General features: G+C 62.6%; 22 protein-coding genes. 16 read left to right on the top strand and 6 right to left on the bottom strand.

Going from position 1 to position 25,593, the window contains the following annotated elements:
- The 5 genes from sucB to H9627_RS01355 form a co-directional block, all read left to right on the top strand.
- Window positions 1-1,584 (top strand): 2-oxoglutarate dehydrogenase, E2 component, dihydrolipoamide succinyltransferase (sucB, locus tag H9627_RS01335; protein ID WP_225213341.1); only part of this gene is annotated, 1,584 nt, incomplete at its 5' end.
- 114 nt (window positions 1,585-1,698) lie between these two features.
- Window positions 1,699-2,454 (top strand): lipoyl(octanoyl) transferase LipB, encoded by a 756-nt coding sequence (gene lipB / locus H9627_RS01340; RefSeq protein WP_191732226.1) that lies wholly within the window; start codon window positions 1,699-1,701, stop codon window positions 2,452-2,454.
- Between the two features lie 139 nt (window positions 2,455-2,593).
- On the top strand, window positions 2,594-3,640 hold the full coding sequence (gene lipA, locus H9627_RS01345; protein ID WP_191732227.1) for a lipoyl synthase: 1,047 nt from the start codon (window positions 2,594-2,596) through the stop codon (window positions 3,638-3,640).
- 181 nt (window positions 3,641-3,821) lie between these two features.
- The gene (locus tag H9627_RS01350) at window positions 3,822-4,604 is read left to right on the top strand and encodes a DUF4191 domain-containing protein (RefSeq protein WP_191732228.1); all 783 of its coding nucleotides are present in this window, start codon (window positions 3,822-3,824) and stop codon (window positions 4,602-4,604) included.
- 136 nt (window positions 4,605-4,740) lie between these two features.
- On the top strand, window positions 4,741-6,369 hold the full coding sequence (locus H9627_RS01355) for an aspartate:alanine exchanger family transporter (protein ID WP_191732229.1): 1,629 nt from the start codon (window positions 4,741-4,743) through the stop codon (window positions 6,367-6,369).
- A 53-nt stretch (window positions 6,370-6,422) separates the two neighbouring features.
- Here the strand turns inward: H9627_RS01355 and H9627_RS01360 are convergent, their stop codons facing one another.
- Complete coding sequence (locus tag H9627_RS01360) at window positions 6,423-6,896, bottom strand: RDD family protein (RefSeq protein WP_191732230.1); 474 nt, start codon at window positions 6,894-6,896, stop codon at window positions 6,423-6,425.
- A gap of 301 nt (window positions 6,897-7,197) precedes the next feature.
- On the opposite strand from H9627_RS01360, the gene glnA (H9627_RS01365) reads away from it, so the two are divergent.
- The 3 genes from glnA (H9627_RS01365) to H9627_RS01375 all read left to right on the top strand — a co-directional run bounded on the left by glnA (H9627_RS01365) (window position 7,198) and on the right by H9627_RS01375 (window position 10,506).
- Window positions 7,198-8,631: a type I glutamate--ammonia ligase gene (gene glnA, locus H9627_RS01365; RefSeq protein ID WP_191732231.1), complete on the top strand. Its 1,434-nt coding sequence runs from the start codon at window positions 7,198-7,200 to the stop codon at window positions 8,629-8,631.
- A 455-nt stretch (window positions 8,632-9,086) separates the two neighbouring features.
- On the top strand, window positions 9,087-9,350 hold the full coding sequence (locus tag H9627_RS01370) for a hypothetical protein (RefSeq protein ID WP_191732232.1): 264 nt from the start codon (window positions 9,087-9,089) through the stop codon (window positions 9,348-9,350).
- Between the two features lie 331 nt (window positions 9,351-9,681).
- Window positions 9,682-10,506: a DUF1206 domain-containing protein gene (locus H9627_RS01375; RefSeq protein WP_225213343.1), complete on the top strand. Its 825-nt coding sequence runs from the start codon at window positions 9,682-9,684 to the stop codon at window positions 10,504-10,506.
- A gap of 45 nt (window positions 10,507-10,551) precedes the next feature.
- Here H9627_RS01375 and H9627_RS01380 read toward each other — a convergent pair whose 3' ends face one another.
- Window positions 10,552-11,433 carry an SGNH/GDSL hydrolase family protein gene (locus tag H9627_RS01380; RefSeq protein ID WP_191732234.1) on the bottom strand — a complete coding sequence of 294 codons (882 nt, stop codon included), beginning with the start codon at window positions 11,431-11,433 and terminating at the stop codon, window positions 10,552-10,554.
- A gap of 355 nt (window positions 11,434-11,788) precedes the next feature.
- Between H9627_RS01380 and H9627_RS01385 the strand changes: the two genes are divergently transcribed.
- From H9627_RS01385 to glnA (H9627_RS01410), 6 genes are all read left to right on the top strand, one after another.
- Entirely contained in the window at window positions 11,789-12,334 is a 546-nt protein-coding gene (locus H9627_RS01385; protein ID WP_191732235.1) for a PRC-barrel domain-containing protein, read from the top strand.
- Between the two features lie 271 nt (window positions 12,335-12,605).
- Complete coding sequence (locus H9627_RS01390) at window positions 12,606-13,772, top strand: PRC-barrel domain-containing protein (RefSeq protein WP_191732236.1); 1,167 nt, start codon at window positions 12,606-12,608, stop codon at window positions 13,770-13,772.
- A gap of 869 nt (window positions 13,773-14,641) precedes the next feature.
- Window positions 14,642-16,987 (top strand): cytochrome P450/oxidoreductase, encoded by a 2,346-nt coding sequence (locus H9627_RS01395; RefSeq protein WP_191732237.1) that lies wholly within the window; start codon window positions 14,642-14,644, stop codon window positions 16,985-16,987.
- Window positions 16,988-17,065: 78 nt separating this feature from the next.
- Window positions 17,066-17,299 (top strand): hypothetical protein, encoded by a 234-nt coding sequence (locus tag H9627_RS01400; RefSeq protein WP_191732238.1) that lies wholly within the window; start codon window positions 17,066-17,068, stop codon window positions 17,297-17,299.
- Window positions 17,300-17,789: 490 nt separating this feature from the next.
- A complete protein-coding gene (locus H9627_RS01405; protein WP_191732239.1) occupies window positions 17,790-18,950 on the top strand; it encodes a tyramine oxidase subunit B in 1,161 nt (386 codons plus the stop codon).
- Between the two features lie 50 nt (window positions 18,951-19,000).
- A complete protein-coding gene (gene glnA / locus H9627_RS01410; protein WP_191732240.1) occupies window positions 19,001-20,446 on the top strand; it encodes a type I glutamate--ammonia ligase in 1,446 nt (481 codons plus the stop codon).
- Window positions 20,447-20,522: 76 nt separating this feature from the next.
- Here the strand turns inward: glnA (H9627_RS01410) and H9627_RS01415 are convergent, their stop codons facing one another.
- Window positions 20,523-20,690 carry a hypothetical protein gene (locus H9627_RS01415; RefSeq protein ID WP_191732241.1) on the bottom strand — a complete coding sequence of 56 codons (168 nt, stop codon included), beginning with the start codon at window positions 20,688-20,690 and terminating at the stop codon, window positions 20,523-20,525.
- A gap of 324 nt (window positions 20,691-21,014) precedes the next feature.
- Window positions 21,015-21,545, bottom strand: a complete 531-nt coding sequence (locus H9627_RS01420; protein WP_191732242.1) for an NUDIX hydrolase — start codon at window positions 21,543-21,545, stop codon at window positions 21,015-21,017.
- Between the two features lie 141 nt (window positions 21,546-21,686).
- Between H9627_RS01420 and H9627_RS01425 the strand changes: the two genes are divergently transcribed.
- A complete protein-coding gene (locus H9627_RS01425; protein ID WP_225213344.1) occupies window positions 21,687-22,649 on the top strand; it encodes a TIGR03571 family LLM class oxidoreductase in 963 nt (320 codons plus the stop codon).
- A 1-nt stretch (window position 22,650) separates the two neighbouring features.
- Here the strand turns inward: H9627_RS01425 and H9627_RS01430 are convergent, their stop codons facing one another.
- Window positions 22,651-23,541, bottom strand: coding sequence for an EamA family transporter (locus tag H9627_RS01430; RefSeq protein ID WP_225213345.1), 891 nt, complete (start codon window positions 23,539-23,541; stop codon window positions 22,651-22,653).
- A gap of 112 nt (window positions 23,542-23,653) precedes the next feature.
- On the opposite strand from H9627_RS01430, the gene H9627_RS01435 reads away from it, so the two are divergent.
- A complete protein-coding gene (locus H9627_RS01435) occupies window positions 23,654-23,998 on the top strand; it encodes a RidA family protein (RefSeq protein WP_191732244.1) in 345 nt (114 codons plus the stop codon).
- Between the two features lie 63 nt (window positions 23,999-24,061).
- Here H9627_RS01435 and thrC read toward each other — a convergent pair whose 3' ends face one another.
- Window positions 24,062-25,507, bottom strand: a complete 1,446-nt coding sequence (thrC, locus tag H9627_RS01440) for a threonine synthase (RefSeq protein ID WP_191732245.1) — start codon at window positions 25,505-25,507, stop codon at window positions 24,062-24,064.
- Window positions 25,508-25,593: the final 86 nt, after the last annotated feature.

Here is a 25,593-nt window from a genome sequence, read left to right on the forward strand (position 1 = left end):
AAGGTCGACACCGAGATCCCCTCCCCCGTCGCCGGCACCATCGTTGAAATCCTCGCCGAGGAAGACGACACCGTCGACGTCGGAGCCGTCATCGCCCGCATCGGCGATGCCAACGCAGCACCCGCCGAGGACGAGGCTCCTGCCGAGGAGGAAGCCCCTGCTGAAGAGGCTCCCGCCAAGGAAGAGGCCCCCAAGGAGGAGCCGAAGAAGCAGGCACCTGCATCCTCTGCTGCCGCCACCGATGTGGAAATGCCGGAACTCGGCGAGTCCGTCACCGAGGGCACCATCACCCAGTGGCTGAAGGCTGTCGGCGATACCGTCGAGGTTGACGAGCCACTGCTCGAGGTCTCCACCGACAAGGTCGACACCGAGATCCCCTCCCCCGTCGCCGGCACCATCGTTGAAATCCTCGCCGAGGAAGACGACACCGTCGATGTCGGAGCCGTCATCGCCCGCATCGGCGATGCCAACGCAGCACCCGCCGAGGACGAGGCTCCCGCTGAAGAGGCACCCGTGGAGGAGACTCCCGACGTGACCAGGGAAGAAGCCAAGAAGGTTGAGAAGGCTGAGCCCAAGGCTGAAAAGAAGCCGGAGCCGAAGAAGCAGGACGAGCCGAAGGCCGCCCCGCAGAAGACCAACACCGACAACATCCCGTACGTCACCCCGCTGGTGCGCAAGCTGGCGGAGAAGCACGGTGTTGACCTCAACGCAGTGAAGGGCACCGGCATCGGTGGTCGCATCCGTAAGCAGGATGTCCTGGCCGCCGCGTCCGGCGAGTCCGCACCTGCAGAGAAGGAGGCAGCATCGGCGGCAGCCCCCGCCTCCGCCGCATCCACCAAGTCCGTGGATCCGGAGAAGGCCAAGCTGCGCGGCACCACCCAGAAGGTCAACCGTATCCGTGAGATCACCGCACGCAAGACCGTTGAGGCCCTGCAGATCTCCGCTCAGCTGACCCAGCTGCACGAGGTTGACATGACCCGTGTCGCCGAGCTGCGCAAGAGCAGCAAGCCTGCCTTCCAGGAGAAGCACGGTCTCAACCTGACCTACCTGCCGTTCTTCGTCAAGGCTGTTGTTGAGGCCCTGGTCGCCCACCCGAACGTCAACGCGTCCTACAACGCCGAGACCAAGGAGATGACCTACCACGCCTCCGTGAACATGAGCATCGCCGTGGATACCCCGGCTGGTCTGCTCACCCCGGTCATCCACAACGCGCAGGATCTGTCCCTGCCGGAGATCGCCAAGGCGATCGTGGATCTGGCTGATCGTGCACGCAACAACAAGCTGAAGCCGAACGATCTGTCCGGTGGCACCTTCACCATCACCAACATCGGTTCCGAGGGTGCGCTGTCCGACACCCCGATCCTGGTTCCGCCACAGGCCGGAATCCTGGGCACCGGTGCTATTGTCAAGCGCCCGGTGGTCATCACCGAGGACGGCATCGATTCGATCGCCATCCGCCAGATGGTCCACCTGCCGCTGACCTACGACCACCAGGTCGTGGACGGTGCCGATGCCGGTCGCTTCATGACCACCATCAAGGACCGCCTGGAGACCGCCAACTTCGAAGGCGATCTGGAGCTCTAAACCGCTTCGTCCCATCAGTTGCGTGAGTAGCTGATTCAGACAGCCGCCGGCCCCACCTGGGGTCGGCGGTTTTTTGATGTCATATCATCCCCACCGGGTAGGGTGGACTCCATCATGACTGCACCACGTGACCCCTTCTTCCCGGCGGATCGTTCCATCCGGGCATCAGATGACCCCATCGAGGTCCAACACCTCGGCACCGTTGATTACCAGGATGCCTGGGATCTCCAGGCCTCACTCGCGCAGCAACGCGCCCGGGATGAGATCAACGATCAGATCCTCGTGTTGGAGCACCCCTCGGTCTACACCGCCGGCAAACGCACCCAGCCGGAGGATCTCCCCACCAACGGTCTGCCGGTGATTGATGTGGACCGGGGTGGGCGGATCACGTGGCACGGCCCCGGCCAGCTGGTCATGTACCCCATCATCAAACTGGCCGAGCCCATCGATGTCGTGGACTATGTCCGCCGGCTCGAGGAGGCCCTGATCCAGACCGTGCGTACCTTCGGTGTGCCGGAGGCCGGTCGGGTGGATGGCCGGTCGGGTGTGTGGGTGCCGGCGCATGATGGTCACCCGGATTCCAAGGTTGCAGCACTGGGAATCCGTGTCACCCGTGGGGTGACCATGCACGGTCTCGCCCTGAACTGTAATAACACCCTGGAGTTCTACGACCACATCATCGCCTGTGGCATCGATGATGCCGGTTTGACCACCCTGTCCCGGGAGCTCGGCCGGGATGTCCCCACCGCTGAGCTGGTGGACCCGCTCATCCGGGATCTGGAGGATGCACTCGCCGGCCGGTTGACCGTGGCGGATCACAGCTTTGCCAGTGCACCCGATCCCACCAGGGCGCTTCCCAAACGGGGGTAGCCCCGGGAATGACCATTCAACACGGTGGTGTTGGAATTGGTTAAGCCCTGATGGACCCAGCGCGGTTCCGCGTCCCCGGGTCCATCACTTTAGAACCCATAACACCCATCAGACATTCGAGAGAAATTAGGTTACTTTTGTGACTATCGCACCTGAGGGGCGTCGCATGCTCCGCGTCGAGGCCCGGAACTCGCAGACCCCGATCGAGACCAAGCCCCGGTGGATCAGAAACCAGGTCAAGAACGGACCCGAGTACAAGGACATGAAGGAGCGCGTCGCAGGTGCCTCCCTCCACACCGTGTGCCAGGAGGCCGGTTGCCCCAACATCCACGAGTGCTGGGAGTCCCGCGAGGCGACCTTCCTCATCGGTGGTGCCAACTGCTCACGTCGTTGTGATTTCTGCATGATCAACTCGGCACGCCCGGAACCCCTCGATCGTGGTGAGCCGCTCCGTGTCGCGGAGTCGGTGCGCGAGATGCGTCTGAACTACTCCACCATCACCGGTGTGACCCGTGATGATCTCCCGGATGAGGGTGCCTGGCTCTACTCCGAGGTGGTCCGCAAGATCCACGAGCTCAACCCCAACACCGGTGTGGAGAACCTGGTTCCGGATTTCTCCGGCAAGAAGGATCTCCTGCAGGAGGTCTTCGAATCCCGCCCTGAGGTCTTCGCACACAACCTGGAGACCGTTCCCCGTATCTTCAAGCGGATCCGCCCGGCGTTCCGTTATGACCGTTCCCTGGATGTCATCCGCCAGGCCCGCGATTTCGGTCTGGTCACCAAGTCCAACCTGATCCTGGGCATGGGTGAGACCCGCGAGGAGATCTCCGAGGCTCTCCGAGATCTGCATTCCGCCGGCACCGACATCATCACCATCACCCAGTACCTGCGTCCCGGGCCGCTCTTCCACCCGATTGAGCGCTGGGTGAAGCCGGAGGAGTTCCTGGAGCTCTCCGATGAGGCCTACGAGCTCGGTTTCGCAGCGGTCATGTCCGGTCCCCTGGTGCGGTCGTCCTACCGTGCCGGCAAGCTCTACGCCCAGGCGCTGAAGTTCCGTGGTGAGGAACTCCCCGAGAACCTCTCCCACCTGGCCGAGACCGCTGAGGGTCCGACCACGCAGGAGGCCTCCTCCCTGCTGGAGCGTTACGGTGCCTCCGATGATGCACCCGTGATCCCCCGCGGTTAGTCACCTACCCGCAGCCGTAGCCCGCCCCCGTGTGTGATCCACCCGATCACGCGCGGGGGCGTTTCCCTTCCCCCGGGCCCGGTCACCCGGCCACCACCCCGGCATTGTCAGGATGCTGCCAGCCGACGGTCATATGCGTGCCATTTTAGAATGCCCGACGGGATCACCTATTGTTGAGGGCATGGCAGACGCGAAGAAGCAGGCGGCGAAGGCCGCCAAGAAGGAAGTGGCGGCAGCGAAGAGGGCACGCCGCAAGGAGACCCGTTCACAGATGTGGCAGGTCTTCAACATGCAACGCAAGCAGGATAAGGCTCTTATCCCGCTCATGTTGCTGGCCGTCCTCGGTATTCCCCTGATCCTGTTCCTCCTGGGTATGCTCTGGGATGGGCAGTGGTGGATGCTCCCGATCGGCATCATCGCCGGTGTTCTGGCGGCGATGTTCATCTTCACCCGCCGCGTCGAGCGTGATGTGTTCAAGCGCGCCGAGGGCCAGGCCGGTGCCGCCGGCTGGGCTGTGGAGAACCTCCGTTCGGGTGTGGGCATGGCCTGGCGCACCAAGACCGCGGTGGCGATGACCACCCAGATGGATGCCGTGCACCGTGTGGTCGGGCTGTCCGGTGTGGTGCTCGTCGGTGAGGGTGCCGCGCACCGTCTCAAGCCCCTGATGGCCCAGCAGCGCAAGCGCCTCAACCGTGTCGCGCCGGGTGTGCCGGTCTATGAGATGATCACCGGCACCGGTGAGGGTGAGGTGCCCATCGGCAAGCTGCAGCGTGAGCTGGTGAAGCTGCCCCGCAACTACAAGAAGAACGAGGTGGCCTCCCTCGCCGCCCGCATCGAGGCCATGGACCATATCGGCAACGGTCCTGGTGCCGCCCTGCCGAAGGGCCCGCTGCCCAAGGGTGCGAAGATGTCCGGCATGAACCGTCGCGCGCGCCGTCAGTCCGAGCGCAAGGGTGAGCAGTAGAGCTCATCTCCTCCGCGTCCGCGCCGTGATGTGAGGGGTGTACCTCCCGTGAGGGGGTGCACCCCTTTTTCCATGCCCTGATGATCTCTGCCCTGATGAGGGGAAAAATACCCTCCGTGGTGCGATGATGAAGGGCGTGAGTCTCTTTGTGGAAAATCAGCTGCTGGCCCTGGTGGCCATCATGGGGATCGGTCTGTTGCTGGGCCGGATCAGGATCTTCGGTTTCCGGCTCGGGGTGGCGGCTGTGCTGTTCGTCGGCCTGGCCTTCTCCACCATCGAACCGGGCATCACCGTGCCTCCCCTGATCTATGTGGTGGGGCTGGCACTGTTTGTCTACACCATCGGCCTGGAGGCCGGGCGTGACTTCTTCAGGTCACTGCGGTCCACAGGTCTGCGCAATAACGGGCTGGCACTCGGTGCCATCATCGTGACCACCGCGACCGCCTGGGTGGTCATCAAGGCGCTGGACCTGGTGCCCGCGACGGGTGCCGGCATGCTGACCGGTGCGCTGACCAACACCCCGGCGATGGCGGCGGTGGTCGACGCCCTACCGTCGCTTATCGACGACAACGCCACCGACACCGCACGCATCCTGGAGCTGCCTGTGGTGGCCTATTCCCTCACCTACCCGCTCGGTGTCCTGGTGGTGATCCTCACGATCGCGGTCTGCGGGGGCCTGTTCAAGGTCAACCACCAGAAGGAGGCCCGGGATGCCGGTGTGGCTGTCCAGGAGCTGACGGGGCGCCGCGTCCGGGTCACCCGGGATGACCTGCCGGCGATCAGCAACATCCCGGAGCTGCTGGAGCTGGAGGTCATCGTCTCCCGTGTGGAGCGCCGGGGGCAGCATGACCAGTTCATCCCCGAGGAGGGTGATCGCACCCGGCTGGGTGACATCCTCACCGTGGTGGGATCCGATGATGAACTCGAACGTGCGGAGGGCCTGCTCGGCGAGTTCGTCGACGGCCACCCCTACAGCGATATCGATCTGGACTACCGCCGCATCTTCGTCTCGGATGAGTCCATCGTGGGTGTGCCCCTGTCGAAACTGCGTAACCGTATCCCCGGCATGCTCATCACCCGGATCAGGCGTGGTGACACTGATCTGATCGCACACCCCGACATGACCCTCCAGCTCGGCGATCTCGTCCGCGTGGTGGCCCCCGCCGAACGGATCACCGAGGCCACGCACATCTTCGGTGATTCCTACCGGCGTCTGGCTGATTTCAACCTGGTTCCCCTGGTCGTCGGTCTCACATTCGGCGTGTTAGTGGGCATGATGGAATTCCCTCTGCCCGGCGGTGGTGCCCTGTCGTTGGGTAACGCCGGTGGTCCACTGCTGGTGGCCCTGCTGCTCGGGGCGATGGGCCGCACCGGCAAGGTGGTCTGGCAGATTCCCTACAGCGCCAACCTCGCCCTGCGACAGCTGGGCATCACCATGTTCCTCGCAGCCATCGGGACCACCGCGGGTGCCGGGTTCCGGTCAGCGCTGAGTGATCCGGCCTCCCTGATGATCATCGGTGTGGGCGCCCTGCTCACCCTGGTGATCTCCCTGTTGGTGCTCATCATCGGGCACAAGGTCATGCGCATCCCCTTCGGAGAGACCGCCGGTATCCTCGCCGGTACCCAGACCCACCCCGCGGTGTTGAGCTATATCTCGGAGGCCTCGCGCAATGAACTGCCCGCGATTGGGTACACCTCCGTCTACCCCCTGGCCATGGTGGCCAAGATCATCGCGGCGCAGGTGCTGCTGTTCCTGCTGATTTAAAAAGAACGGCTGGCACCCGGGGTGGGTATCCAGCCGTCGATAAGCTCCGTCGTCTAGCCGCGGATGACCGCGGTGCCGGTCGCCTTGTCGTGGAGACCACGACCGTCGGAGTCCACCATGGCGGCGGGCAGGATGAGGATGGTGAGCAGGGGGCGCACCAGTGAGCGCCACCAGCCGACGCGGTCCTCGGCGTCGATGCGGGCGAGTCCCATGCCCAGCATGGCGTGGCCCGGTGTGCGGGCGAAGAACCAGCCGGTGAGCCAGCCCATGAGCACGAAGATGATGAGCGTGGAGGTGGCCACGTCGCCGAGTGCGTCGGTGAAGTTGGTGAGCACGATGGCGATGATCCAGGAGATGATCCAGTCGATGCACACGCCGCCGATGCGCCGGGCGACGGACACCAGGGAACCGGGGCCGCGTTCGGGGAGACCGAGTTTCTCACCGGGCCAGCGGCCGGGGGCATCGGGATCGTCAAAGTCTGCGGGGATCTCCGGACCATCGAGCCAGGATCTTCTCGGTTTAGCCATGGTCTTAAACTTAGCCAACGGACGAGCAAACGGGAAACGCCGTCGGGGGATATCCTCCGATAGCGATGTACCTCACCGCGCCAATGCTGGCCGGGTGGGATGATGTGCCACTATTGTGGGCTGGTATCCGCTGCTCAGCGGGGGATCCACGAAAAGTTTTGATAGATCGACAGATAATGTCGTATACTGGCCCGTGTCGCAAGGTGTACATCTGCACTTGAGTCTAGTCCCACTAGGTTTCAGGACCGTTAGCTTGCCCGGCGCGAAAACACCCTATACCCCATGCCCATGAGGAGTCACCGTGGCGTTTAACACCCCGGAAGAAGTAACAAAGTTCATCAAGGATGAAAACGTAGAGTTCGTTGATGTCCGATTCACCGACCTTCCCGGAATCGAACAGCACTTCAGCATCCCCGCATCCGCCTTTGATGAGGACGCCATCGAGGAGGGCCTCGCCTTCGATGGTTCCTCCATCCGTGGTTTCACCACCATTGATGAATCCGACATGAACCTGCTGCCGGATCTGGCCACCGCCAAGATCGATCCGTTCCGCAAGGCGAAGACGCTGAACATCAAGTTCTTCGTCCATGACCCCTTCACCCGTGAGGCGTTCTCCCGCGACCCCCGCAACGTGGCCCGCAAGGCCGAGCAGTACCTGGCCTCCACCGGCATCGCCGACACCTGCAACTTCGGCGCCGAGGCCGAGTTCTACCTCTTCGACTCCGTCCGCTACTCCACCGACATCAACTCCGGTTTCTACCACGTGGACACCAACGAGGGCTGGTGGAACCGCGGTCGTGAGACCAACCTGGATGGCACCCCCAATACCGGTTCCAAGAACCGCGTCAAGGGCGGGTACTTCCCGGTCGCCCCCTATGATCAGACCGTGGATGTCCGCGACGAGACGGTCCGCAACCTGCGTGACGCCGGTTTCCACCTGGAGCGTTTCCATCACGAGGTCGGTGGTGGCCAGCAGGAGATCAACTACCGCTTCAACACTCTGCTGCACGCAGCCGATGACATCCAGACCTTCAAGTACATCGTGAAGAACACCGCGGCCCTGCACGGCAAGGCTGCCACCTTCATGCCCAAGCCGCTGGCCGGTGACAACGGCTCCGGCATGCACGCCCACCAGTCCCTGTGGAAGGACGGCAAGCCACTCTTCCACGACGAGTCCGGTTACGCTGGCCTGTCCGATATCGCCCGTTACTACATCGGCGGCATTCTCCACCACGCGGGGGCTGTCCTGGCGTTCACCAACCCGACCCTGAACTCCTACCACCGCCTGGTGCCGGGCTTCGAGGCCCCCATCAACCTGGTCTACTCCCAGCGCAACCGTTCCGCGGCCGTGCGCATCCCGATCACCGGGTCCAACCCGAAGGCCAAGCGCATCGAGTTCCGCGCACCGGACCCATCAGGCAACCCGTACCTGGGCTTCGCCGCCATGATGATGGCCGGCCTGGACGGTGTGAAGAACCGCATCGAGCCGCACGCACCGGTGGACAAGGACCTCTACGAGCTCCCACCGGAGGAGGCCGCCTCCATCCCTCAGGCACCGACCTCCCTGGAGGCATCCCTGCAGGCCCTGCAGGAGGATTCCGACTTCCTCACCGAGTCCGATGTGTTCACCGAGGACCTCATCGAGGCCTACATCCAGTACAAGTACGACAACGAGATCACCCCGGTCCGCCTGCGCCCCACCCCGCAGGAGTTCGAGATGTACTTCGACTGCTAGACCCCCGCGGGGAGTTCAGGCCACTATTTGGACATCCCTAAATTCTCAGGAAATCACCCTCCCGACGTTCCCTCGGGAGGGTGATTTCCTGTCAACATTTCTAACCCTTTTGCCTGGTGATCGAACCCGCACGGATACAAATGAGATTGGTGGGCGATTGTTGTCGCATCTATCTTCGACACTATCGCCCGCGACTGGGTCGCGCCCGGAACCTAACTTATCCGCCCTTGCCTGGCACCAATCTCCTAGACACCTCGAGCTAAGAGTCCCCTCGCTACTCGTTGCGCCAACTCTAGAAGAGGCCCAGGATACAACCATGCTACGAGAGTTCAGCCTGAAGCGTTCGAATAGCAAAAACAATACTAGGTGCGAATATCCGTTCTATTTCTCACCTATCGTGTCCGCCCCGTCTTCTATTGTCATGTAGTTAGACCCAGAGGGGAGGTGAAGTAGAGATGACAGATTTTAAATTCACTCCGAGCAAAAACCTTGGGAAGGTTTCGACTAGTAAGGCTAATGCGGCGAATCGGAATATCAAGAGGATTGCCGATTCTTCGAAGTCTGATGACCAGAAGGCACGCGAGATTAGTGCGGAATTTAAGACGGCATATGCAGGAACCGGATTGGATATGTCCCAGGCGGTGAACCCTAAGTTTGTGAAAGACATGCTGAAGAAGGGGCAGATTCCAGAGGTTTCCGATAAGGCTCCTGAGTGGTAGCCAGAGGGAACAAACACTAGAATCCCCACTCTCCCTTGGGAGAGTGGGGATTCTTCTATGTGCAGCCTATTCCCTGGCTTTAAGGTAGGTCCTCACAATCTCGAGGACAATCCCTGAGAGAATAGTTTTCTAACCCTTTCTTACTGGTCATTACTCGGGGAGGTTTTTCCAGCTCCACCCGGTCATAGTCGGTAGATTAACCCCCACCCCAGGAGGTGTTGTGCGCCATCTGAGGGGCCCGCATCACCCGGGGCTGGTGGAAGATCACAGTTCAGGTCACAATCCGCCCTGACGGTGGCTGTCCACCCCGCGAGGCGGTTGAATGGGGCCTATGGATAAGGGCGACACCAGATCGGCGAGACAGACGGTAGAGCGGGCGGCCGACCAGGCCGAGGACCACCCCGTGTTGACCACGCTGGCCAGAGGCGGATTCATCGTCATGGGGGTGCTGCATATCCTCATCGGGTGGATAGCGGTGCGCCTCGCCACCGGGTCCGGTGGTTCGGGTGATGAGGCTTCCAATTCAGGCGCATTGTCCACCATCGCGGAGGCGCCGGGGGGTCAGTTCGCCCTGTGGGCCGCGGTCATCGCCCTGGCTGCCCTGGCTCTCTGGCAGTTGAGCCAGCTGCTGACAGGCGAGGACCTCAAGGAAAGGGCCAAGGGGGCGGTCATGGCCGTGGTCTACTTCTCCCTGGCGGTGACCACCTCCACCTTCGCCCGGGGTGGCAGCACCTCCGACGGGGAGACCGCCACCGATGTCACCGCCAGCATCCTGGCCCAACCCTGGGGCGTGGTGCTGGTTGTGGTCGCCGGACTGGTGGTGCTGGGGGCGGGTGTCTACAACATCTGGAAGGGTGCCACCCGCAGTTTCCGGAAGGACCTGGAGGCGGGCGCGGGGTCGGGACAGGTCGGGACCGCGATCGTGATCGCCGGAACCGCCGGTTATATCGCCCGCGGTATCGCCTTCGGCATCCTGGGGGTGTTGATCATCATCGCCGGCTGGGCCCATGATCCGGAACAGGCCGCAGGTCTGGACTCGGCACTACGCACCCTCGGGGAACAGCCCTTCGGCAGTGTCCTGCTCATCATCGTCGGTATCGGACTCATCCTCTATGGTGGCTACTCCATTGCCCGCGCACGGTATGTGCGGATGTGATTGCAGCCTGGCATGGGTTGGTCGTCGACAAGCACGTGCCCGGCGCTACGGCTGCAGGTCCAGCGCGTCCCGGACGGCGGCAGCCATCGCCTCATGGCCGCTCGAGGTCGGGTGCAGCGGGTAAGCGTCGGTCTGCTGGCCCTGGATGTCGGCCCAGCGCTGCTCAGGGGGTGCGCAGCTGGTGTGCTCATCGGCATCGTCGGGGAGGACGAACAGGGCATCGTGGCGTTCGGCTGCCTCGCGCACGGTGTCATTGATCTGCGCGGTCAGCTCCACGGCCCACCGGCGATCCGTCTCGGAGACATTCCCCAGCTCAGGGCACTCCCCGGTGGACACGAGCGGTAGATACCCGGTGACCACCACCTGCGCGTCCCCGGCGCGGTCTTTGATCCCCTCGTGCACGCGGTCCAGCTGCGGGGGGAGTTGGTCGAGCTGCTCCCCGATGGTTTCTTCCAGCAGATCCACACAGTTGTCAGGGGTCTCGACCGCGATCCGCTCCCGGATGCATCCCGCGACCTCCCCGAAACCGAGGTCATTGCCCCCGATGGAGAGGGTGACCAGGGTCGTATCCTCCGTCAGCACATCCAGCTGCGCCGGCAGCGTGCGCTCGCCCAACGCCCTCGGTTCGAGCAGATCCCCGGTCACCGCCCCCTGGCACGTGAGATCCGTGACCTCCGCGTGCACAAGCTCCGGGTAATTCCCGGACGAGCGCAGGCAGAACGGCTCGCCCCGCAACGGCTGGTCGCGCCCGCCCATCGCCGCATAGGAATCCCCGAGTGCGATGTAGACATCGGTGATGCTTGTCGACGCCTCCGTCACCTCCTCCCGGATGTCCCCGGAGGTCTGACCGGAACTGGGGTCCGGGGATTGACCCGCGCACCCGGTGAGAAGAAGTAATGCGCTTGCTGTGATGACGGTTGTCCTCATGGTGTCCACATCTCCTCTGTCTACAGCAACCGGCCGGCGAACGCGCACCGTGGCGACATCGGGAGCACCGGGGGCGCCTGTGCAAAACCAACCGTGGGCAAGGTTACAGATTGATTTTATTCAGCATGGGATTTCCGCCCGATCCACCGTTCGCGGGGTCTCCTGGGGCTCGCAGGCATGCCGGGGCCCGCGCCCCATGCCCTCCACCACCCGCTATGTGTGACGCGGATTACCTACCGGGATTTGACCCGGGCACGTCCTGGAGGGTAATCGCCGGTCGAGTAGATAACAGGAAAATAACAGTTGCATTCAGACCTACCGTGGTAGTACCAGACACCGACAGCAAAGGAAGATCATGTCTAAACACACTGACAAATATGAGATCGTTTCCCTTCTGGACGCCAGCGCCTACGACAACACCGGCAGCAAGCTGGGTGCGGTGGAAGGCGTAATCCTCAACGATGCAACGGGGCTTCCCACCTTCGTTGAGATCCACCACGGACTATTCGGCCGCAACTCCAGCCTCGTCCCCCTGCGTGGTGCACGATTGGAAGCACACAAACTCGAGCTCGGCTTCTCCAAGGACACCATCAAGGACGCCCCGGACATCGATCTGGAAAACGGTCTGAGCCCCGTCGAGCAGGATGCGATCTTCGCCCACTACGGTGTCACCGACGGGAATGACGCCACCTACTTCCACCCGGAGCTGCCCGAACTGCCGGACGGTTCCGAGGTCGGCATCCATGATGAAAAGTCCGGGGCAGCGCTCCCTGGCGAGCACTTCGCCTTCCAGGGACAGCAGGCGGAACAGCCAACCGACGCCAAAACCCGTGAGCGCGATGCGGCCGACACCGTGGCCGAGGCCGAGCGGATCCGATTGCGCAGGCACTCCGGGCGCTGACCCCGCGCAGTGCAGTCGCCGGGAGTCAATCACAGACGGATTTCATTCACCACTCCCCGACTGCAGGCCACCCCGGTGCCACTGGCCCACCCTGATGACATGCCATTCCCACTGCTCAGCACCGGCATAGTCACCCCCCCCCCCGGGGATGGCCGTCCCCCACATTCAGCCCGCTGACGATCATCCCCACCGGGGACGATCACAACCGAATAACATCCCAGAATTCTCTACGGTGGAACCCACTCCACCATCCCCATAAGGAAGGAACACCATGACTGAGGCAACACCAAACAAGAGCGAGATCCGAGCACTTTTCGACGCCACCGCCATCGACAGGTCCGGCGACAAGCTGGGCTCCATCAAGGAGGTCTTCGTCGACGACCGGACAGGGCAGCCCACCTTCGTCGAGGTTGGCCATGGCCTCTTCGGCATGTCCTCCAGCCTGGTCCCACTCCGTGGCTCCTCGCTGAGTGGCGACACCCTCAACCTCGGTTTCGCCAAGGACGCCATCAAGGATGCCCCCAACATCGACGCGGACAATGGCCTGTCCGTGGAGGAGGAGAACCGGGTCTACGAGCACTACCAGCTCACCGATGCCCGGGATGTGGACTATTTCCACACCGACACCGACACCGACCACACCTCCACCGACCGCAACCGCAGCGACCTGACCGGGGCGGATAGGGACGTGGCAACCCACGTCGGCCATGGTGCCGTGAGCGACGACAGCGGACGCGTCACCACAACCGAGCGCGATGATTACGTCATCCCAGCCGATGGCACCCGCGACACTGCAGGTACGGCGGGCGCCCGCCGCGACCCCATGGAGGCCCGCAACGTCGGCGATCCAGCCACCCTGGGTGTCTCCGCAGTCCCCGGTGACGTGGGAGCACCCCTCGACGATCACCGCGGTGATCACCATGAGGCACACACCCGTGACGAGGCCCATACCCGTGATGACGCCACCACTCCGCGGGGTTCGGATCTGCCCTCGGATGTCAGCGCGCCGGTGGATGAGGAACTGATCCGCCGCCAGGAGGACACCGTTGCCCGCAACCGTAACCTCACCCCGGATGATGAGCGCGCCACCGTGGACACCACGGTGACCCCGGAAGGTGCGCGGGACGAGTCCTTCGTCGACCGTCTGCGTGGTTCCCGCGTGGACACCACCGCCGATGTGGACAACTACGCCAACACCGGCATGGGTGCCGGCGCGGCTGGTGGCGCGGTGCGTTCCGACACGGACACCACCATCACCGAAGAGACCGACGTGAACGCCTCCCAGGGGATCAATGAGGCCAACGCCCACGGCCGACACACCAAGGATGATGTGGTGAACGAGGTCGTCGAGGGCAAGGCACCCGGCGATTTCCAGGGACAGCAGGACCGCTTCAGGCTGCGTCGCTACTCCGACCGCCAGACCGGCACCACCAAGTAGTAGTAACTCCGCCCGAGACCGGGAGGGCTACCCCCGTTTCACCCCGCGGGCCCCATGACACCGGGGGGGGGGAGCGCAAGCCTCTCCCCGAATGACACTCCCCACCGGAGAGATCCGGGGGGAGTGTCGTTTTCCCACTCGCCGGTAACGGCCCCTCTCTGTGCATCGAGGCGCCGTTACCGGTCAGGGGTGGTAAATCCTCCCCTCCAAGCAGAATCACCACGTGGTGCAACCGAGACGCAGCATGGTATTACCAGCATCACCCCACCCCCTCAGATCGGGAAGGGTGGGCTCCACCCGCGACTGTGGGAGCATGTCCGAATTGGGAGGGTACACCAGGCGATAGACCCTCTAAATGTCGTTGCAAACTGCTGCTTCACTACTTTTTCCATTTTTTTCGAACTTAATCGGGTCTGAACCCGTGGTTACGGCACGTTGACGTGGTCAGTGAGTACATACCCCGAACCCTGACCCAAATACGGGGATGCCCCTAGTCACAGGTTCACAGGTGATTCACAAACTCACTGGTACGGTCACCGAACACAGAAGGGAATCCCCAAAAGGCGCAAAAGGTAATCTTTTTGCAAAAAGTGTCCTGCGCAACGCACCAAACAGTCTACTGCACCCTTTCGGGGGGTATTTTATACTCATAGGCTGCTACCCGCGGCCATCCTGACCGAAGGCGGACTGCAAATTCCGTTAATGACATGGTGTTAACACACCGTGATGGGGGTAATCCTTAGAGGTATGACCGGCGACGCTTTTTGTGTGTAACTCCGATCACTCATACCGTTCTTGGTGACAAGCAGCGCCCCCGACCACCGGTTGTGGCCGGGAATATTCCTTGAGAACACGGAGGATCGAAGACCATGACTGAAACCCTGGCACACCCGACATCATCAGATGTCTCCGCCTGCCCCTACCTCAATGGTGAGATAGTTGACATCCAGGCCCTGAACAACCGCGAGAGCCGTTCCGACGAGCGATTCGACCCACTGGGCACCGAATTCGTCAACGACCCGTGGGGTCATACCGAGTGGTCCTTTCACAATGAGCCGGTCTTCTACTCCCACAAACTGGGATACTGGGTGGTCACCCGGTACGAGGACATCATGAAGATCTTCAAGGACACCGAAAACTACTCTGCCTCCAACTCCCTGAAAAAGGCTGTGCCCCTGTCCGATGAGGCCAAGGATGTCCTCGACGACTACGGTTACGATTTCCGCGACACCATCGTCAACACTGACGAACCGATCCATACCCCCCGCCGTCGCGCTCTGGAGGAGCCTTTTAAGGTCGAGCAGCTGCGCAAGCTCGAGTCCGTGGCCCGCAATACCGTCGACAATTACATCGACCAGTTCATCAAGAATGGCGAGGTCGATATCTACAAGGACCTCCTGCACATCTCCCCACTGACCGTCGCCCTGCAGTTCATGGGCATCCCCGCCGAGGACATGGCAAAGATCCACGAGTACTCCATGGCCCACGCCACCACCACCTGGGGCAAGCCAGCCCCCGGTGAAGATATCAAGGTCGCCAAGACCAACGGCAAGTTCTGGCAGCACTCCCAGAAGGTACTGGCCAAACTCATGGCCGATGACACCGCCGAGGGCTGGGTGCCCCACTCCATCCGCGCACACCGCGAGGATCCGGAAGCCGTCCCAATGTACTACCTGCGCTCCAAGACCATGTCCGCGGTCACTGCAGCCCACGACACCACCTCCAACTCGGCATCCAATCTGTTCATCTTCCTGCAGTCCGAACGCCCAGACCTGTGGAAGCTGCTCCAGCAAAAGCCCGAGCTGATCCCGAATGCAGTCGAGGAGTCCTTGCGTCTCAACGGTGGCTCCCACGCATGGCGTCGCCGGACCGTCAACGAGGTCAAGGTCCGTGGTGTCACGATCCCCGCCAATGAAGACGTCCTGCTGGTGACCTCCGTGGCCAACCGCGACCCCGAGGTATTCCCGGATCCGCACACCTTCGACCTGTACCGCGACAACGTGACCAAGCACCTCACCTTCGGTTACGGCATCCACCAGTGCATGGGCCGCAACCTCGCACGTATGCAGATGCAGGTGCTCTTTCAGCAGATCCTCAAGCGTCTGCCACATATCAAGATGGTTCAGGATCAGGACTTCGGTCGTCTGCCCTCCATCTCCTTCCGCGGCCCGCAATCCATCAAGACCACCTGGGACCCGGCCGTGAACCCGGAGAACTTCGGACCTATCTCCGAAGAGAACCCGACCATCGTCTACAACGGCCCCGGTCGTGAACTGCGCACCCGCAGCATGGTGGTGTCCCAGGTCGAGGACAGCACCGACACGATCCGCCGCATCACCCTGAAGAACATGGACGGCACCCCGCTACCGAAGGCCTTCTCCGGTGCCCACATTGAAATCAACGCCGGTGGCCTCAACCGTCAGTACTCCCTCGTCAACGAAACCGCTGATGAGTGGGAGATCGCGGTCCAGCTGGAGCAGAACAGCCGCGGTGGTTCCAAGTGGATCCACGAGAACCTCAGCCCCGGTTCCGTCGTGGAGGTCCGTGGCCCGCGCCATAACTTCCGCTTCAACAAGAACGCCACCAAGCTGATCCTCGTGGGTGCCGGCATCGGCATCACCCCAATGCTCGCGATGGCCGACGAGGCTAAGAAAGAGGGCATCGATTACGAGCTGCACTACTCGGGCAGCTCCAAGCAGAGCATGGCCTACATGGACCGCATCGTGCGTGACCACGGTGGCACCGCGGAGTTCTACATCTCCGATGAGGGCACCCGCATGGATATCAGCCAGTTCGCCGACCGCTACGAGGAGGGTGTCCAGCTGCTGACCTGCGGCCCGGACCGCTTCACCAATGCAGTTCTCGAGGCGACGGAGAACTGGCCGGAGGACACGGTACGTCGTGAGTCCTTCACCGCCACCACCCTGATCGACCCCTCGAAGAACAAGGCCTTCACTGTGGTGAAGAACTCCACCGGTGAGGAGTTCGAGGTGCCTACCAACATGACCCTTCTGGAGACCCTGGAGGCCGCCGGTGAGGATCTCTACGCAGAGTGCCGTGAAGGCATCTGTGGCACCTGTGAGGTCGGCATCATCTCGGGCGAGGCCGAGCACCGCGATGTCATCCTCTCCGAGAAGGAGAAGATGAGCAACAACTCCCTCATGACCTGCGTGTCCCGCGGACGCTGCGGTCAGAAGCTCGTCCTGGACATCTAGGGACACCCCGAAGCCGCGACCCCAGGGGTGTACCCACCCCTCTTCACTGCCCACCCCGTGACAACAGGAGAAACAACCATGGCACATGTTGATACCTGGGATATCTTCAAGGACGTCCCACAGGAGGCCCTCGCCGGCCACTTCCGTCGCTACCTCGAGAAGAACCCGGAGCGCACCCTCATCGAGGGTAAGTCCGATGCCGAGCTGGCTGATCTGCTCGTCACCGCCTCCACCAAGGCTGATGATGACTACGCCATCACCCGGATCTTCGACTACGCGATGAAGTTCATCCGGCATGAGGATGAGAACTAGAGTCTCACCCCGGTAGAGACATCCCCCCTCCTCCGCCCCCGCACGCAGAAATCCTTCTGTATGCGGGGGCGGTTGTTGTTCACCACGGCCACATTCACGCCCCCGGTGACACTGAGGTGCGGTGATATCCCGCTCCCCACCCGCCCGCCACCCCCGAAAGTGTGACCTCCCCAATCCTCACGCGAAGCGCCGTGGCATGGTGTTTCACCTTTATTGTTCATATTTTCTTATCAGAAAACAGTTTATTAATTGATACTTTGACGGCATCCGCCTGGTTGTCTCGATAGGATATAGGGATGGGGGTTGACTTTTCAGCCCGAATTTAACCCAGAACTACCGAAGTGTCGGCGATGATGACACCAGGATTTTTACGTGCTGGGCCCGCGGACGCACATTCGCGTCGACCCCCGGTAACCTTTGCTGTTGAAGTGTCCCGGGTTTGGTTCCAGGTGTTCGACGTACGTCTGACACGCATCCTTGAAAGGGAAGCGTGAGCGAAAACAACGCACAAGACACCCGAATTGATTTCCTCTACCTCAACGAGGAGGACATGGTCGCGGCGGGGGTCACCGATTCCGCCCGCTGCGTGGAAACAATGGAGGAGACCCTCATCCTCCTGGCCGACGGTGACTACCGCATGGCCGGCGCCTCAGCGAACTCCCACGGCGCCCAGATCAACTTCCCGGAGAACCCTGAGCACGAGAGTATGCCCGCGGACGGCCCGGATCGTCGATTCATGGCCATGCCTGCCTACCTCGGCGGCCGCTTCCGTTCCACCGGCGTGAAGTGGTACGGCTCCAACACCGAGAACCGCAAGAAGGATCTCCCCCGCTCCATTCACGTATTTGTGCTTAACGACGCGGACACCGGTGCCCCCAAGGCCATCATGTCCGCGAACCTGTTGTCCGCCTACCGCACCGGTGCCGTACCCGGCGTGGGTGTCAAGCACCTCGCCCTGGAGGATTCCAGGACGGTCGGCATCATCGGACCGGGCGTCATGAGCCGCACCATCTTCGACGCAGCCCTCAGCCAGCGTCCCTCCATCGAGGAGGTCAAGATCAAGGGCCGCTCACCTGAGTCCACCGAGCGTGTCGCCGCGTGGTTCCGTGAGAAGTACCCCCAGCTCAAGGACGTCCGCATCGTGGATTCCGAGCAGGAAGCCATCGAAGGCTCCGACATCGTGATCTCCGGAACTTCGACCTCACCTGACGGCCCCTCCGGTTTCCCCTACTTCAAGCGGGAATGGATCAAGCCCGGCGCACTGCTGCTCATGCCGGCGGCAGCCCGTCTGGATGATGATTTCATCACCTCCGACGAGGCGAACCTCGTGGTGGACTACCGCGGTCTCTACGCTGAGTGGTTCCACGAGAACGGCCCGGACGTCACCTATGAGGATCTGCTGGGCATCCCCGGCAACCGCTGGTACGACATGTTCAAGGAGGGTCTGATCCCGGAGAAGAAGATGGTCAACATCGGTGACATCGCCTCCGGCAAGGCACCGGGTCGCGAGAACGATGAGCAGATCTTCTGCTACTCCATCGGTGGCATGCCGGTCGAGGATGTCGCCTGGGCGCATGACCTCTATGAGAATGCCGTTAAAAAGGGCATCGGCACCGAACTCAACCTGTGGGACACCCCCATCCTGAAATAGCACTCTTCCCCTGACCACCATCTCCCATTCTTCATAAGGAATGATTCATCGTGGCCCCGAGCCCGAAAAACAACCCGGATGAGATCCTCAAATTCATCCGGGACAATGACATCAACTGGGTGGACGTTCAGTTCACCGACGTTCCCGGCACCGAACAGCACCTGTCCGTGCCCGCCTCCGCCTTCGACGAGTCGGCCATGGAAAACGGACTGGCCTTCGACGGGTCATCGATCAGCGGATACACCACCGTCGATGATTCCGACATGATGCTGCTGCCGGACCTGTCCACCGCGTTCATCGACCCGTTCCGGAGGTCGAAGACGCTGAACATCAAGTTCTTCGTCCATGATCCCTACACCCGGGAGCCGTTTTCCCGGGATCCGCGCAACATCGCCCGCAAGGCGGAGGAGTACCTGGCTTCGACCGGGTTCGCCGACAGCTGCAACTTCGGTGCCGAGGCCGAGTTCTACATCTTCGACTCCGTGCGTTTCAGCTCCCAGACGAACGCGGCCTTCCACGAGGTGGATTCCGTGGAGGGCTGGTGGAACAGCGGTTCCCGGGAGAACCCGGACGGCAGTAGGAACCTCGGCCACAAGGTCCGTCAGAAGGGTGGTTACTTCCCGGTGGCGCCTTATGACCACTTCCAGGATCTGCGTGACACCATCGGCGAGACCCTGGCGGAGATCGGGTTCACCGTGGAGCGCTCCCACCATGAGATGGGCAGTGGTGGTCAGCAGGAGATCAACTACCGTTTCAACACCCTGCTGCACGCAGCCGATGATCTCCAGACCTTCAAGTACGTGGTGAAGAACACCGCGAAGGCAGTGGGCAAGTCTGCCACCTTCATGCCCAAGCCACTGGCTGATGACGGTGGTTCCGGCATGCACATCCACCAGTCGCTGTGGAAGGACGGCAAGCCCCTCTTCCATGATGAGGCCGGTTATGCCAACCTCTCGGAGATGGCCCGTCACTACGTCGGCGGTCTGCTCAAGCATGCCCCCGCGGTGCTGGCATTCACCAACCCGACCCTGAATTCCTACAACCGTCTGGTGCCCGGTTTCGAGGCACCGGTGAGCTTGGCGTACTCGCAGCAGAACCGTTCCGCCGCGATCCGCATCCCCGCCAGCGGTCCCAACCCGAAGGCGACCCGCATCGAGTTCCGCACCCCGGACCCCTCAGGCAACCCCTACCTGGCGTTCACGGCGTCGATGATGGCGGGTCTGGATGGTATCCGCAACCGCATCGAGCCTGATGGTCCCCTGGACAAGGACCTGTATGAGCTTCCGCCCGAGGAGGCTGCCAAGGTGGCCCAGGCCCCCACCTCCCTCGAGCAGGCCTTGGAGGCGTTGAAGGAGGACCACGACTTCCTCACCGAGGGTGGCGTGTTCACCGATGATCTCATCGATGCCTACGCGGCCTACAAGTATGAGCATGAGATCACCCCGGAGCGGCTGCGCCCCACCGCCCTGGATTTCGAGTTGTATTACGACTGCTAGTACCGCTTATTCCGCATAGTTGAAGCCACCGGCCGGTTCATTCCCGGCCGGTGGCTTCATCCATTATGGGAGGTGGTCAGATACCGATCAGCTCGGAGGCGATCACATCGGACAGTGAGACGGATCCGTGGGGGTTCCCGCGGAAGAGGAGAAGGTGGTCTGCATTGATGATGCATTCGAGCTGGCGTTCCAGAGTGAAGGTCTCCCATACCTTCATCTCATTCGCGCGGACCTGTAAACCCATGCCCCTCTCCCTTCACTGACGGTTCAACACCCACATACCGTGTGGGGTGAATCACTTTTCATGTTCATTGCGTTACTCCTCATTCTAATCCCCAGGCAGGCGAATAGTGGAGTTTACAAAGCAGAAATGGGCCTTCCCACCCCTTTTTCACCCCCATTAGGGGAAAGGTGAGGGTTAACTCATGTTTCAAACCGGGCATGACCCCCGTTTTTCCCACACAACGGGGGCACCCCCACTCCCCCATGGGGTACCACGGGAAAGAAGAAGCCACCGTCGACAAGCATGACGCCTGCGACGGTGGCCGGAAGCCGAGAGGTAACCGCGCTACCTGGCGCGCTTCTCGTACCCCATCCGGGGACGGAAACCCTGGGGGTGCTTGAGCTGGGCGATGGCGTCGGCGATGACCATGCGGAAACGCGGGTTGGTCACCGGCATGTTCGAGATCGGGAACCACGCCACCTCGGTGTTCTCATCATCTCCGACCCGGGGCACATCATCGCCCACGACGGTGCAGCGCATCGCGGTATCCATGTAGCTGGAGACATCCCCGTTCTCATAGGTCACCGGGCCGACGGCGCCCACGCCCAGCAGCGCATCCACACTGACCTCCAGACCGGTCTCCTCCTCCACCTCGCGGGCGGCAGTCACATGGGGCTGCTCGCCCGGATCGCAGATCCCGGTCGGCGGGGTCCACTCACCGGTATCCGCGCGCATGACCAACAGCACATCCGGGGTGATATGGAAGGGGGACCCCGGCGGGACATCGCGGATGACCACGGCGGTCACGGCCGGCAACCACAGCGGAGCGGTACCGACCTTCTCACGGAGGCTGAGAATGAAGTCCGGAACAGGCATGAACGGGATCCCTCTTTTCATATCGGGCGTGGGCAGCTTCTCCCCCACAGACTCCCCCACAGGCTACGCGACGCACAGGGCCCCACCACACCTCACCCACCTGTCCCCCACCTCTGCGCGGACGTGTTTAAGGTGGTGATCATGGATGCCTCCCCGACCCCGATCTTCAACCGTGGATACACCCATCTCCGGGGAGGTGACACCGGCATCAGCCTCGGCCTCATGCTGCCGATCGGTCCCGAACTGGGCCGCGGGCAGATGGTGCCCATCCAGCACAGCATCGACCTGGCCCGCCGCGCGGAGGATGCCGGTTTCCGGGGCCTGTGGGTCCGCGATGTCCCCCTGGCCATCCCGCAGGGCCTGTCCCCGGAGAACCAGCAGGCGGTCTATCTCGATGATCCCTTCCTCATGCTCGGTGCCATGGCGCAGGCCACCTCCACCATTGCACTGGGCACCGCCGCCACCGTCCTGCCGCTGCGTCATCCGCTCCACGTGGCCAAATCAGCCCTCACCCTCGACCGGTTGAGTGGGGGGCGTTTCATCCTGGGGATCGGTTCCGGGGACCGGCCGGAGGAGTTCGAGGTCTTCAGCAAGGATCTTGATGGGCGCCGCGATGCAATCCGCCGGGGCTGGTCCCTGCTGCGCGCAGCCTTCGCCCCCGATGAGCCCGGCCGGGCACCCCTGTTGGAGGCCACCGACGGCCATGCACCCACCACCGTCCCGGACACGCGGATTCCCCTCATCGCGGTGGGGTCGGCGCGACAGACCGTCCAGTGGATCGTCCGCAACGCCGACGGCTGGGCCACCTACTACCGCCCCACCGAGCAGCAGGTGGGTCGGCTGGACCTGTGGAATCAGGCCCGCGAATCGGTGCGCAACCCCGCCAACCCGGATCCGCTGCTCATCTCCTCCATGGGCCTGGAGCTCACCGACACCTCCGGTGAGCTTGAACTGGGTCTGCGCACCACCAGCCGGGGCCTGATCGACCACCTGCACACCATGCGTGAGCTGGGCATACACCACGTCATCCTCAACATCTCCGGTCGCCCGGCCGGGGAGGTCATCGATCAGATCGGCACCGAGGTGCTTCCGTATCTGGGGTGAGCTACGGGGTGGGCTTGTCGACGCCCGGTTGTCTCCTCCCGCGCCCTCTCCTCCTCGGTACCGACGCCAGGTTGGCCAGCAGCAACGCCACCACCACCGCGACGCCACCGGCCCACTGGACCGGTGACAGGCGCTCGTCGTTGAACACCACGCCGATGAGCGTGGCCGTGAGGGGGCTGAGGATGCCGAGCATGGCCACCTGGACCGGATCCAGCAGCGCGATACCCCGGAACCAGATGCCGTAGGCAAACGCCCCACCGATCAGCCCCAGGTAGGCGTAACCGCCGATATTGGTGGCGGTGAGGTGATCAGGTAGCCCCTCGATGAGCAGGAACGGCACCAGGAACAACCCACCGATGGTCAACTGCCAACCGGTGACCGCCAGACCCGGAACCCCCTCCGGGGTGCCGAACTTCTTCGCCAGGATGATGCCGAAGGCCATGCACAGACTGCCACCCAGACCGGTGAGCACACCCAGCGTATTGAGCTGCACGCCGGGGCCGAGCACCAGGGTCGCCACACCGATGATGGCCACCCCGCCCGCGATCACCTGCATCCCCTTCAACCGGGTGCCCAGGATCAGCGGTGCCAGACCGATCACCCACAGGGGCGCGGTGTTGGTGACCACCGCAGCCACCCCACCGGGCAGCAGGTACGCGGTCCAGAACAGGAACCCGAAGAAGGCACCAATGTTGACCACACCGAGCACCGTTGCCTTCCACCACCACTGACCCCGGGGCAGGACCCAGAACCAGGCCAGGATGATCAGACCCGCGGGCAGGGCACGGAGCACACCCGCCAGGATCGGCCGGCCCGATGGCAAGAACTCCGTGGTCACGTAGTAGGTGGTGGCCCAGATGACAGGGGTGAGCGCTGTGATCAGGAGGTTCATGGGGAGCCATCCTAGTGACATACACCTCACCCGCATCCAGTCGGGGTGTGCGGGCACCCGCGTACCGGAAAAAGGGCCGACAACGCCGGTGTTCTTGGCTAGGGTGGGCTTCATGTCCAGTGATCACCCCTATTCTCCCGCCAAGCGCGCCGGCAACCACATCTACGTGTCCGGTGCCCTCTCCGTTGACCAGGACTACCAGCCGGTGTCCGGGCGCAAGGAGGCTGTCGACGCAGCACTCGAGCGCATGTGTGAACGCCTCGCCACCGAGGGCGGTGAATTGAGGGACGTGGTCAAGCTGACCTACTTCGTCACCGACATCACCCTGCGCGAGGAATGCAACGAGCAGTTCCGGGAGCACTTCATGGAAAACCGCCCGGCGCGCAGCTTCGTGGAGGCCTCCGCCCTGCCCTATGGCGCGAGCGTGGAGATCGACGCCATCGCGGTGGTGGAGTAGGAAACGCAACAGGCCGTGGGGATTGATATCCCCACGGCCTGTCCCCGTGATCCGGGGAGTACGTTACTTCACGCTCGTGGTGGCGATCGAGTCCACGATGAACTGCTTGACCACCTCGGCATCGTTGGGCAGGTCTGAGACCTTGTGCTCGGCGTCCATGATGGCGGCGAAACGCTCTGGCATCTCCGGCTCCGCACCGGTGGCCTCACGGATGATGCCCGCGAACTTCACCGGCAGGGCGGTTTCCAGGCAGACGATCGGGGTGGTGACCTCATCGCGCCACTGGCGTGCCACGTACACACCATCCGCGGTGTGGGGGTCGATGACCACGTCGAGACGCTCCGCGATGTCCCGGATGGTCTCCACACGGTTGGCGTGGGTGGAACGACCCGAGGCGAACCCGTAGCGCTCGGTCGCCTCCGGGAAGGCCGGATCATCTGCCAGGGAGAAACCACCCTGTTTGACCTGGGTGCCGAAGAGATCATTCACCCGGGCTGCGTCACGACCCAGCAGGTCGAAGATGAAGCGCTCGAAGTTGGAGGCGCGGGAGATGTCCATGGACGGGCTGGAGGTCTCGTGGGTGTCCTCCGAGCTGCGCACGCGGTACTCACCGGTGCGGAAGAACTCGTCCAGCACATCGTTTTCATTGGTGGCCACGATCAGGCGGTCGATCGGCAGACCCATCTGGCGGGCGATGTGGCCGGCGCAAATATCACCGAAGTTGCCGGTGGGAACGGAGAAGCTGACCTTCTGGTCATTGCTGTCGGTCACCCGGATCCAGGAGGAGATGTAGTACACCACCTGGGCCATGAGACGGGCCCAGTTGATGGAGTTGACCGCGCCGATACGCTGGTCGCGCTTGAACTCCGCGTCCGCGGAGACAGCCTTGACCACATCCTGACAGTCATCGAAGACACCCTCGAGGGCGATGTTGAAGATGTTGGGATCATCCAGGCCGAACATCTGGGCCTGCTGGAACGGGGTCATGCGACCGGCCGGGGTGAGCATGAAGACACGGATGCCCTCACGGCCACGCATGGCGTATTCGGCGGCGGAACCGGTGTCACCCGAGGTCGCGCCGAGGATGTTGATGGTCTCGCCGCGGCGGCGAAGCTCGTATTCAAACAGCTCACCCAGCAGCTGCATGGCCATGTCCTTGAACGCGGCGGTGGGGCCCTCGGAGAGATGACCGATCCACAACCCGTCCTCCAGCTCCGTCACGGGCACGATCTCCTCGGAGGAGAACTTGGGGTGGGTGTAGGCACGCGCGGTCATGGCCCTGATGTCCTCGACCGGGATGTCATCGACGAACAGGGCGATGACCTCGGCGGCCAGGGCTGCGTAACCGTCGTTGGCGAGGATGCCACGCCACTCGGTCAGGGTGTCATCGGTGATCTGGGGGTACTCCACCGGCAGGTAGAGTCCACCGTCCGGGGCGAGGCCACCGAGCAGGATATCGCTGAAGCGGGCAGGGGTGCGGCTGGAATCACGCGTCGAAATGTAGTCCACGCAATACAGATTAGCCCAGGGGGTGGGATCAGACTCCCCCGGATACCCACCAGTTTCGGGATACCGTGACTTTGACACCCCCAGAG

The sequence above is a fragment of the Corynebacterium gallinarum genome, from assembly GCF_014837045.1.
Classification (GTDB): domain Bacteria; phylum Actinomycetota; class Actinomycetes; order Mycobacteriales; family Mycobacteriaceae; genus Corynebacterium; species Corynebacterium gallinarum.

Coding starts and splice junctions, on each gene's coding strand:
- H9627_RS01435 (WP_191732244.1), top strand. CDS start 23,654: ATGTCCAGTGATCACCCCTATTCTCCCGCCAAGCGCGCCGGCAACCAC.
- H9627_RS01380 (WP_191732234.1), bottom strand. CDS start 11,433: ATGAGGACAACCGTCATCACAGCAAGCGCATTACTTCTTCTCACCGGG.
- H9627_RS01390 (WP_191732236.1), top strand. CDS start 12,606: ATGACTGAGGCAACACCAAACAAGAGCGAGATCCGAGCACTTTTCGAC.
- lipB (WP_191732226.1), top strand. CDS start 1,699: ATGACTGCACCACGTGACCCCTTCTTCCCGGCGGATCGTTCCATCCGG.
- H9627_RS01360 (WP_191732230.1), bottom strand. CDS start 6,896: ATGGCTAAACCGAGAAGATCCTGGCTCGATGGTCCGGAGATCCCCGCA.
- H9627_RS01375 (WP_225213343.1), top strand. CDS start 9,682: ATGGATAAGGGCGACACCAGATCGGCGAGACAGACGGTAGAGCGGGCG.
- H9627_RS01420 (WP_191732242.1), bottom strand. CDS start 21,545: ATGCCTGTTCCGGACTTCATTCTCAGCCTCCGTGAGAAGGTCGGTACC.
- H9627_RS01430 (WP_225213345.1), bottom strand. CDS start 23,541: ATGAACCTCCTGATCACAGCGCTCACCCCTGTCATCTGGGCCACCACC.
- H9627_RS01395 (WP_191732237.1), top strand. CDS start 14,642: ATGACTGAAACCCTGGCACACCCGACATCATCAGATGTCTCCGCCTGC.
- H9627_RS01425 (WP_225213344.1), top strand. CDS start 21,687: ATGGATGCCTCCCCGACCCCGATCTTCAACCGTGGATACACCCATCTC.
- H9627_RS01415 (WP_191732241.1), bottom strand. CDS start 20,690: ATGGGTTTACAGGTCCGCGCGAATGAGATGAAGGTATGGGAGACCTTC.
- H9627_RS01350 (WP_191732228.1), top strand. CDS start 3,822: ATGGCAGACGCGAAGAAGCAGGCGGCGAAGGCCGCCAAGAAGGAAGTG.
- H9627_RS01385 (WP_191732235.1), top strand. CDS start 11,789: ATGTCTAAACACACTGACAAATATGAGATCGTTTCCCTTCTGGACGCC.
- H9627_RS01370 (WP_191732232.1), top strand. CDS start 9,087: ATGACAGATTTTAAATTCACTCCGAGCAAAAACCTTGGGAAGGTTTCG.
- H9627_RS01400 (WP_191732238.1), top strand. CDS start 17,066: ATGGCACATGTTGATACCTGGGATATCTTCAAGGACGTCCCACAGGAG.